At 65.6% G+C, this 9,369-nt stretch carries 7 protein-coding genes; 4 read left to right on the top strand and 3 right to left on the bottom strand.

Annotation, left to right across the window (positions count from 1 at the left end):
* Positions 1-23 precede the first annotated feature (23 nt).
* Positions 24-1,280 carry an ammonium transporter gene (locus B7G52_RS19795; RefSeq protein WP_305790845.1) on the top strand — a complete coding sequence of 419 codons (1,257 nt, stop codon included), beginning with the start codon at positions 24-26 and terminating at the stop codon, positions 1,278-1,280.
* A gap of 14 nt (positions 1,281-1,294) precedes the next feature.
* Positions 1,295-1,759, top strand: a complete 465-nt coding sequence (locus B7G52_RS19790; RefSeq protein WP_141397508.1) for a hypothetical protein — start codon at positions 1,295-1,297, stop codon at positions 1,757-1,759.
* A 23-nt stretch (positions 1,760-1,782) separates the two neighbouring features.
* Here the strand turns inward: B7G52_RS19790 and B7G52_RS19785 are convergent, their stop codons facing one another.
* The gene (locus B7G52_RS19785; RefSeq protein WP_096699301.1) at positions 1,783-4,083 is read right to left on the bottom strand and encodes a response regulator; all 2,301 of its coding nucleotides are present in this window, start codon (positions 4,081-4,083) and stop codon (positions 1,783-1,785) included.
* 202 nt (positions 4,084-4,285) lie between these two features.
* On the opposite strand from B7G52_RS19785, the gene B7G52_RS19780 reads away from it, so the two are divergent.
* Complete coding sequence (locus tag B7G52_RS19780; protein ID WP_096699300.1) at positions 4,286-4,813, top strand: TIGR02281 family clan AA aspartic protease; 528 nt, start codon at positions 4,286-4,288, stop codon at positions 4,811-4,813.
* A gap of 192 nt (positions 4,814-5,005) precedes the next feature.
* Entirely contained in the window at positions 5,006-5,782 is a 777-nt protein-coding gene (locus B7G52_RS19775) for a hypothetical protein (RefSeq protein WP_096699299.1), read from the top strand.
* A gap of 21 nt (positions 5,783-5,803) precedes the next feature.
* Here B7G52_RS19775 and B7G52_RS19770 read toward each other — a convergent pair whose 3' ends face one another.
* Both B7G52_RS19770 and B7G52_RS19760 read right to left on the bottom strand, forming a co-directional pair.
* Entirely contained in the window at positions 5,804-7,564 is a 1,761-nt protein-coding gene (locus B7G52_RS19770; protein ID WP_096699298.1) for a GMC family oxidoreductase, read from the bottom strand.
* Between the two features lie 192 nt (positions 7,565-7,756).
* Positions 7,757-9,274, bottom strand: a complete 1,518-nt coding sequence (locus B7G52_RS19760; RefSeq protein ID WP_096699297.1) for a CoA-acylating methylmalonate-semialdehyde dehydrogenase — start codon at positions 9,272-9,274, stop codon at positions 7,757-7,759.
* Between the last annotated feature and the right edge of the window lie 95 nt (positions 9,275-9,369).

Below are 9,369 nucleotides of genomic sequence, written 5' to 3'. Positions count from 1 at the left end.
CTGCGGTCCCGGTTCCCGCCCCCCTGACCCGCCCGGGTCTGGTGGCCACCGATACCCTCAACGGCGCCGACACCGCCTGGATGATGACCTCGACAGCCCTGGTGCTCCTGATGACCTTGCCGGGCATCGCCCTGTTCTACGGCGGCATGGTGCGCAAGAAAAACGTGCTCAACACCATGGCCTGCGTGGTGGCCATTTGCGCTGTCGTCAGCCTGCTGTGGTTTGCCGTCGGTTACTCGCTGGCTTTCACGCCGGGCAGTGGCGCGCTGGGCCACTACATTGGCGGCGGCGAGCGACTCTGGTTTGCCGGTCTGGACTATGTCAAGGACGCGCAGAAAGTCGCGGTCAGCCATATTGCGCCGAATATCCCCGAGTCGGTGTACGCGATGTTCCAGCTGACCTTTGCCATCATCACCGCGGCGCTGGTGGTGGGGGCGTTTGTGGAGCGCATGCGGTTTTCCGCGATGCTGTGTTTCATCAGTCTCTGGACCCTGGTTGTGTATGCACCGATTGCGCACTGGGTCTGGGAACCCAATGGCTGGCTGGCCCAACTCGGGGCGCTCGATTTTGCCGGTGGTTCCGTGGTGCACATCAATGCCGGCGTGGCGGGACTGGTCTGTGCCTACGTGCTCGGGCCGCGCCGCGGCTACGGCCGCGAGGCCTTCACGCCCTTCAACCTCGGCCTCACCATGGCCGGTGCCGGCATGCTCTGGGTCGGCTGGTTCGGCTTCAATGCCGGCTCCGCCGTGGCCTCCGATGGCCGGGCCGGCCTGGCGATGGCGGTGACGCACATTGCCGCTGCTGCCGGGGCCCTGTCATGGATGGCGGCCGAGTGGATGGTCCGCAAACGGCCCACCTTGCTCGGCCTGTGTTCGGGGCTGGTGGCCGGGCTGGTGGCCATCACCCCGGCGGCTGGCTTTGTCTCGCCCCGTGCGGCCCTGGCCATCGGGTTGATTGCCGGCGTGGCCTGCTACTGGGGGGCGACCGGCCTCAAACGCCTGCTCAATGCCGATGATTCCCTCGATGTGTTCGGCGTGCACGGCGTGGGCGGCATCGTCGGTTCGCTGCTGACCGGCGTGTTTGCCAGCAAAACCATCTCGGGCGTGGAAGGCAGCGTGCTGACCCAGGCCATCGGTGTCGGGGCCGTGCTGTGTTACAGCCTGCTCATGACGGCCGTGGTGCTCTGGATCACGTCGCTGGTTTTCAGCCTGCGGGTCAGTGACAGCTCGGAGTCCGACGGCCTGGACATTGCCCAGCATGCCGAGCGGATGGGCACCTGATGGAGGACCCTGGCATGCCCTCCAGCGAAAAAATTGCGATTGCGGCCCACCTGCATGTGTTGCTGCGCAGAAAGACCGGGCGGGTGACCGACACCGAGTGGATGGCGACCAACGCGGAATACGCTGCCGAAATCGTCCGCTTCTCGCGCGAGAAGGCGGCCGAAGATGGCCACATCGATCTTGGCGTCTGGGCCGACCGGCTCGCGGAGATCATGGCGTCCCCGGAGGCCAGGCACCGCGCACCGCTGGTCAGGATGATGGCCGATGCCGTCAAGGAGCGCAGCGCGGCGCCACCAGCGGCCGCTGCGCCGGTGCCGGACCGGCAAGGTGCCCGCTCGGTCAACACCGAGGAGGAGGTCTACCCCGAGTCGGGTTTCATCGAGTCCACGTTCGGCACCTTTTTTGGCGACAGCGAGAAACGCCGCGAGCGCGAGCCGCGCGATCCGGATGCCCCGCGCTATGTGAAGGGGCTGCGCTGAGCGTGGGTGTGCCCCGCGTTGCTTCAGCGTGATACCGGCGCCAGCGTGAAGTAAAAACAGGCACCTTGCCCGGGTGCCGATGAGGCCCAGATGCGTCCGCCATGGCGCGTGACAATCCGGCGGGCAGTGGCCAGGCCGATGCCGACACCGGCAAATTCGCCAGGGGCGTGCAGGCGCTGGAAGGCGGTAAACAGCTTGTCGGCATACGCCATGTCGAACCCGACGCCGTTGTCCCTCACGGAAAAAATCAGCTCGCCATGGGTGCCCGGCTCGCAGCCCACCGTGATCTCGGCTTCCGCCCGCGTAGAAGTGAACTTCCAGGCATTGCCCAGCAGGATGTTCAGCAAATGCAGCACCAGTCCGGCGTCGGCCTGCACGGCCGGCAAGGCCTGGACCCGGCTGGTCACAAGGCGTTCCGGGTGCTGCTGCTGGAGCGATTTCAGAACCGAGCCGGCCATGGCGCCCAGGTCCACCTGCTCGCGGCGGGACTGCGTGCGCGACAACTGCGCCAGCGCCAGCAGGCTGTCGGTCCGCTCGTTCATCTGGCTGACCCCGGCACGGATGCGCTGGAGGTAGTGCCTGCCGCGCTCGCTGATGCCGGCCGCCATTTCCTTTTCCAGCAGCCGGGACATGCCGTTGATGGCAATGTAGGGCTGGCGCAGGTCATGGGCCAGCGCCTGCGAAAAAGCCTGCAGCTCCAGGGTGGCTGCCGTGAGTTCGGCCGTGCGTTTTTCCACGCGGGTTTCCAGCTCCGCGTTGAGCTGCAGGATCTGCTGCTCGGCCAGTTTGCGCTCGGTGATGTCGCGCAGGATCACGCTGACCTGCACGTCGCCCTCGCTGTTCACATGCTGCGACGAGGAGGCCTCGGCCGGAAAGCGCGTGCCATCCCCGCGCACACAGACCAGTTCGCCGCGGAACCTGGCGGAGCGGCTGACCTGCATCATCAGCCCGGCCATGCGTGGATCCGTCCCGTCCACCAGACCGGCGATGCCTGCTGCCCTGATTTGCTGCTCGCTCATCCCGAACATGGTGCAAGCCGCCTGGTTGGCCGCGAGCACCGTGCCGTCGGGCAGGCTTTGCAGAAAGCCGTCCAGGCTGGTTTCGACCACCAGCCGGAAACGCTCCTCGCTGATGCGCAGGGTGTCCTCGGCTGCGAGCAGGCTGCGGTGGCGACGGGCCCGGCTCTGCGCCGCGGAGACCAGCGTTTCCGGGGAGACCGGCTTGGTGATGAAGTCATCCCCGCCCTGCCGGAGCGCTTGGGCCTGCCGGTCCAGGCTGGTCTCGGCGGACAGGAAGATGATGGGCACCCGGACAAACTCGGGTTGTTGCCGGATCAGGGTGGCCAGTTCGATCCCGTTGCATTGCGGCATGTGGATGTCGCAGGTGATCAGGTCGGGCCGGAAATCGACCAGCGGCGCCATGACTTGGCAGGGTTCGGTGACGATGCACGTCTGCATGCCTGCTGACTGCAACACGCCGGCATAAAAGGTTGCCAGTGCTTCGTCGTCCTCCACAATCAGCACCCGGTAAGGTTGCGTCGGCTCCGCAGAGGTGAGCTGGTCCAGCAGGGCGGTGATGGCCCGCACATCCAGGGGCTGCGGGAAATACCCGGCTGCCCCGGCTCGCACGGCGGCCAGGCGGGTCTGGAAGTTCGTGCCGGCGCCCATGAGAAGCAGGGGCGCCCTGCCTTCTGTGGCCGGGCCGGGCGCGGCCAGCACCGGCCGCGTCACCAGGGGGTCTGCGGAAAACGTGATGTCGGCAAGAATGGCCGCCGGCGCTTCCTGCAGCGCCGCCCGGTCAGCGGCAGCAGGCTGGGCGAACACGCGGACCTGGTAGCCGCCATGGCGCAACTGATCGGCAAGCTGGCCGGCCGCTAGCCCGTCTGGAGCAATGATGTGAAGCAGCCGTGCTGGCCCGGCGGGCTGCGACACGGCGGCCTCACTGCTGGCCGTGGGAGCCGCAGCCGGCATGTCAGCGGCAGGCTGGTCCGCGGCCGCCGCGGCTCTCAGCGCCTGCAGGCTGGTTTCCAGCGTGAGACGATCGTCGGCGCCGGGAAATCCCGGGACACCGGTGTTTTCCGAGAGCAGTTTTTCGATCGCTGCCGCCACTTCGCTGACGGCGGGAAAACCAAAGGTGCCACCAGAGCCCGCCAGCTTGTGGGCCTGTGCCAGCACGGACAGCGCAGCCTCCTGGCCGCTGGGCCCGTCGGTGCCGCTGCCCAGCTGTCGCAGCACTGCTTCCAGCGCACTGATCTTTTCCGGCAGCCCGGCCGCATACAGCGCACGCTGGGTCTGCATGTAAAGGGCAAGGCTGGTGGTCGGCATCAAGGCTTTGGGGTTGTGAGGGGGGCTGGTCCATTATCGGGCTCGCGGCGGCGTGGGCGTCGTTTTGGCTAGGGCCTGTTAGCGCTATTTATGCAAGATGCGTTGCGAGTCAAAAAGGCCCTACACCCGACGTATGATGGCCCCGGGATGCAGGGCGTCCTGAGCCTTTCCGCACGGCAGCCACCCGTCAAGCCAACCACCCATGAGACATCCGGACAGCAATAGCACGAAACAAGCCGGCCCGGCCGGTGCGGGCCTTCGGTGGGGGCCGCTGGTGATCCTGCTTTTCTGGCTGGTGGTCATGGGGGCCCTGTACGCCGTGATGCGCCAGGTGTTGAAGCCGCCGCCGCTGACTGTTTCAGTGAGCGGGGAGCTGGTGATTCCCCGCGCCCGGGACGGCCACTTTTACGCGCGGGGACAGGTCCATGGCCAGCCTGTCACTTTTCTGGTGGACACCGGCGCCTCGCTGGTGGTGGTCAGCCAGGAGTTTGCGCGGACCGCCGGCATGGCGCCGGGCGAGGCGACCACCTTCCAGACCGCCAGCGGCGAGCTGCAGGGCCGGATCGTCAAGGGTGTCACGGTGTCGGTCGGGCCGGCCAGCGTCTCGGGCACACGGGTCGGCGTGGGGCTGGTGGGACCCGATCCCTCGGTGGCCCTGCTGGGGCAGAGCTTCCTGTCCCGGTTCGAAATCGTGCTGTCCGGGGACAACATGGTGCTGCGCGGCAAATAGTGGGCCTCTGGTTTTTATTTTTGCGTTGAACCCGCTGCGCCGACAAGCCACAGGTTCTCTCCCTGGCCGCCAAGCTGAAAACCGGACGGTAAATAAGTTACCGCCACCCTGGTAATGGATGACTGACACCGGCGCAGCGTCGTCCCAAGATGACTTCTGTTCAGCTCTTCCGGCTGATGGCAGGAGACCCCCATGATGCGAGCCATCGTCACCCTTTTGATCAGCGCGTTTGCCGGTGCATGCCTGCCCTCTGCGGCGGCCGATATCTCTGCCTTCCAGCGTGGCGTGTTGATTCAGGGAACCATCGAGAAAGGCGACTACGCCAGGGTCATCGAGTTCATCCGGCATCCCGACAACTACGGGCGTTTTGCGCGCATGGTCTACCTGGATTCATCGGGCGGTGATGTGGAGGAGGCCATCAAGATCGCCCACCTGCTAGACAAGAGTTACGCCGCCACCCACGTGGCCCATGGCGCGCGCTGCTACAGCGCCTGTTTCATCTTGTGGATGAGTGGCGTGACCCGCCATGTGTCCAGTGGTGCAACGCTGGGCGTGCACCGCATCCATGTCCAGCTCAAGGAGGGCAGCATCGACCAGCAGTCGGCGTATGTCAGCCGGATCGCACTCACGGTGGAAAACTACATGGCGGGCCTGGGCACGCCGCGCGTCATCCTCGACAAGATGAACGCCACCGCGCCGGCAGACCTGTTTGTCTTCAGCCCGCGCTGGCTGGCCGAGCAGCATTTGCTGACCGCGGTGTCTTACCGGCTCGGCTTCATCGATGCGGCGCAGGCCCGCTGCGGGCCCGAACCTGTGGCACTGGCCATGAGGGGGAAGGCGCCGCCCGTCGATGACGAGGCGGACCGCTGGGTCGCGCAGATCAAGAGCTGGATCACCTGCGCCGACGAGTGGCGCGCCAGCACCCAGAGAGGTGATGGCGTGACCATCGCCGCGTTGCTCGGGCAATAGCCGCAAGGTGGCGGCTTCGCCTTACACGCCGTCCCGTATCCACTGCGCGGCTTTTTCCGCAATCATCAATGTCGGTGAATTGGTGTTGCCGCTGGTGATCAGTGGCATCACGCCTGCATCGACCACCCGCAGCCCCGTCACCCCGCGCACCCGCAGGTGGGCGTCGACGACGGCCAGGGGGTCCTCCGCCCTGCCCATTTTGGTGGTGCCCACCGGGTGGAAGATGGTGGTCGCAATGTCGCCGGCCAGCCGCACCAGGTCGTCATCACTCTGGAACTGAACGCCGGGACGGAACTCTTCGGGCTGGTAGCCGGCCAGCGCGCTCTGGCTCACGATGCGGCGCGTGACACGCAGGGAGTCGGCCGCCACCTTCCTGTCCTCGGCAGTGCTGAGATAGTTGGGCGCGATGGCGGGCGCGTCTTCAAAGTTGCCGCTCTTGATCTGAACGGTACCCCGGCTCGTGGGATTGAGGTTGCAGACGCTGGCGGTGAACGCGTTGAAGTTGTGCAGCGGCTCGCCAAACGCGTCGAGCGACAGCGGCTGCACGTGGTACTCGATGTTGGGCCAGGGCTGGTCCGGCGAGCTGCGCGTGAAGGCGCCCAGCTGCGACGGCGCCATGCTCATCGGGCCGGTCTGTTTGAGCGCGTATTCGAGGCCGATTTTGGCCTTGCCCCAGAGCGAACTGCCCAGGGTATTGAGCGTGAAGTTTTTCGCCTTGCTGCCTGCGACGGGGTTGACCTTGTAGACCGAGCGGATCTGCAGGTGGTCCTGCAGGTTGGCACCCACGCCGGGCAGGTCCACCACCACTGGGATGCCGTGCTGCTGCAGCAGCGCCGCCGGGCCGATGCCCGAGAGCTGCAGGATTTGCGGCGAGCCTATGCTGCCGGCGCTCAGGATGACCTCGCCGAGCTTGCCCTGCGCTCTACCGGAGTCGCGCGTGGCAAAGGCCTGGACGCGTTCATGGCCGGTCCAGACCTCGACGCCGGTGCAGCGCTGGCTGCCGTCGTCCTGGCGCTCGACAACGAGTTTGCAGACCTGCGCGCCGGTCCACATCTCGAAGTTGGGACGTGCAAAACAGGTCGGACGCAAAAACGCCTTGGCGGTGTTCCAGCGCCAGCCGCTTTTCTGGTTGACCTCGAAATAACCGACGCCTTCGTTGCTGCCGCCGTTGAAGTCGTCGGTGGCCGGGATGCCCGCCTGCTGCGCCGCCGCGGCAAACGCGTCGAGAATGTCCCAGCGCAGGCGCTGCTTTTCAACGCGCCACTCGCCGCCCATCTTGCGCGCCAGGCCTTCGCTGGTGGCGTGCTGGCTCTTGTGGCCGTGCAGTCGCCGGAAGTTTTCATTGACCATCGCCTCTGCCTTGCCTTTGGGCACATCGAGTTTGTAGTGGTCCTCGTGTTTGCGAAAACCCGGCAGCACCTGGTCCCAGGCCCAGGTGTCGTCGCCGGTGAGTTCGGCCCAGCGGTCGTAGTCGCGCGCCTGGCCGCGCATGTAAATCATGCCGTTGATGCTGGAGCAGCCGCCCAGTGTCTTGCCGCGCGGGTAACGCAGCGTGCGGCCATTCAGGCCGGCGTCGGGTTCGGTGTTGTAGAGCCAGTCGGTGCGCGGGTTGCCGATGCAATACAGGTAGCCGACCGGGATGTGGATCCAGTGGTAGTCGTCCTTGCGGCCGGCTTCGATCAGCAACACCCGTTTGGACGCGTCGGCGCTCAGGCGGTTGGCCAGCAGGCAGCCGGCGGTGCCGCCCCCGACGATGATGTAGTCAAAGATGTTTTCGTTCATGCGTCTTGTCTCGTCGCTCTTTTTCTTTTCAGGGACTGGCTTTGTCACTACCAGAGTGAAGGAAATTTCAAGCCAGCGTCATTGCAGAACTTCTTTCAAGCAGGGGCCGCGGGTCCGGCTTTGCCGGCCCGCAGGCGCAGCGGCCCCCTCGGGGGGCAGCGCAGTACACGAAGTGACAAGCGTGGGGGCGATCTACTTCGCTGTAGGCATGACAAACTCCGCGCCCTTGCCAATGCTCTCGGGCCAGCGCTGCATGATGGACTTCTGCTTGGTGTAAAAACGCACGCCTTCCTCGCCGTAGGCATGCATGTCGCCGAACAGGCTTTTCTTCCAGCCGCCAAAGCCGTGCCAGGCCATGGGCACGGGAATTGGCACGTTGATGCCGACCATGCCGACCTGGATGCGGCGTGAAAATTCGCGCGCCACATTGCCGTCGCGTGTGAAGCAGCTCACGCCGTTGCCGAACTCGTGGGCGTTGATCAGGTTCACCGCTTCGGCCAGGTCCTTCACACGCACGCAGCCCAGCACCGGGCCGAAAATCTCTTCCTTGTAGATGCGCATCTCCGGTGTCACATGGTCGAACAGCGTGCCGCCCATCCAGAAGCCCTGGTCGCAACCGGCGCCCGCGCTTTGGCCAGTGAAGCCGCGGCCGTCGACCAGCAGCTTCGCGCCTTCCTTGACGCCGGTGTCGATGTAGCCGGTGATGCGGCTGTGTGCCGCGGCCGTCACGATGGGACCCATCTCGGCATCGAGCTCGACACCGTTCTTGACGACCAGGGTTTTGGCGCGCGCGGCCAGCATGGGGACGAGTTTGTCGGCGACGTTGCCGACCAGCACCGCGACCGAGATCGCCATGCAACGTTCGCCGGCCGAGCCGTAGCCGGCGCCAATCAGCGCATCAACCGCCTGCTCCAGGTCGGCGTCGGGCATGACCACCATGTGGTTCTTCGCGCCGCCCAGCGCCTGCACACGTTTGCCATGGTGCGCGCCGGTTTCATAGATGTAGTTGGCAATCGGCGTCGAACCGACGAAAGACACGGCCTTCACGTCCGGGTGCACCAGCAGGGCATCGACCGCTTCCTTGTCGCCCTGCACCACGTTGAAGACGCCGTCGGGCAGGCCGGCCTGCTTGAGCAGCTCGGCCATGTACAGGCTGGCGCTCGGGTCGATCGGGCTGGGCTTGAGGACAAAGCAGTTGCCCGCGGCAATCGCCACCGGGAACATCCACATCGGCACCATCACCGGGAAATTGAAGGGTGTGATGCCGGCCACCACGCCGAGCGGCTGGCGCAGGGTCCAGTTGTCGATGCCGGTGCTCACCTGGTCGGTGAAGTCGCCCTTGAGCAGCTGCGGAATGCCGCAGGCGAACTCGACAATGTCGATGCCGCGCGCGACCTCGCCCTGGGCATCGGTGAAGACCTTGCCGTGTTCGGCCGTGATCATGTGGGCCAGGGTGTCCTTGTTCTGGTTCAGCAGTTCGAGGAACTTGAACATCACGCGTGCCCGGCGAATTGGCGGCGTGTCGGCCCAGGCCGGGAAGGCGGCCTGGGCTGCGCTGACGGCAGTGGCCACCTCGGTGGCATTGGCCAGCGCCACGCGGCCGGTCACGGCGCCGGTGGCGGGGTTGAAGACGTCCTGCGCGCGACCGGAGTTGCCGGGCACGGCGCGTCCGTTGATGGCGTGGCCGATGGCCTGGATGCTGCTGTTCATATTTGGGCGGCTCATATCATTCATGGGGCGGTCTCCTGCAATTAACATGTAATTAATCCAATAGATTAGCGGACTGCGCAAGGTTTTACCACTTT

This window comes from Polaromonas sp. AER18D-145 (assembly GCF_002379095.1).
Classification (GTDB): domain Bacteria; phylum Pseudomonadota; class Gammaproteobacteria; order Burkholderiales; family Burkholderiaceae_C; genus Polaromonas.
Note: the sequence above shows the minus strand (reverse complement) of the source record. Positions and strands in the feature narration are given on the sequence as shown.

Excerpts from the sequence above, each read along its gene's own strand:
- B7G52_RS19770 (WP_096699298.1), bottom strand. The coding sequence starts at position 7,564 with ATGAACGAAAACATCTTTGACTACATCATCGTCGGGGGCGGCACCGCC.
- B7G52_RS19760 (WP_096699297.1), bottom strand. The coding sequence starts at position 9,274 with ATGAACAGCAGCATCCAGGCCATCGGCCACGCCATCAACGGACGCGCC.
- B7G52_RS19780 (WP_096699300.1), top strand. The coding sequence starts at position 4,286 with ATGAGACATCCGGACAGCAATAGCACGAAACAAGCCGGCCCGGCCGGT.
- B7G52_RS19785 (WP_096699301.1), bottom strand. The coding sequence starts at position 4,083 with ATGCCGACCACCAGCCTTGCCCTTTACATGCAGACCCAGCGTGCGCTG.
- B7G52_RS19775 (WP_096699299.1), top strand. The coding sequence starts at position 5,006 with ATGATGCGAGCCATCGTCACCCTTTTGATCAGCGCGTTTGCCGGTGCA.
- B7G52_RS19790 (WP_141397508.1), top strand. The coding sequence starts at position 1,295 with ATGCCCTCCAGCGAAAAAATTGCGATTGCGGCCCACCTGCATGTGTTG.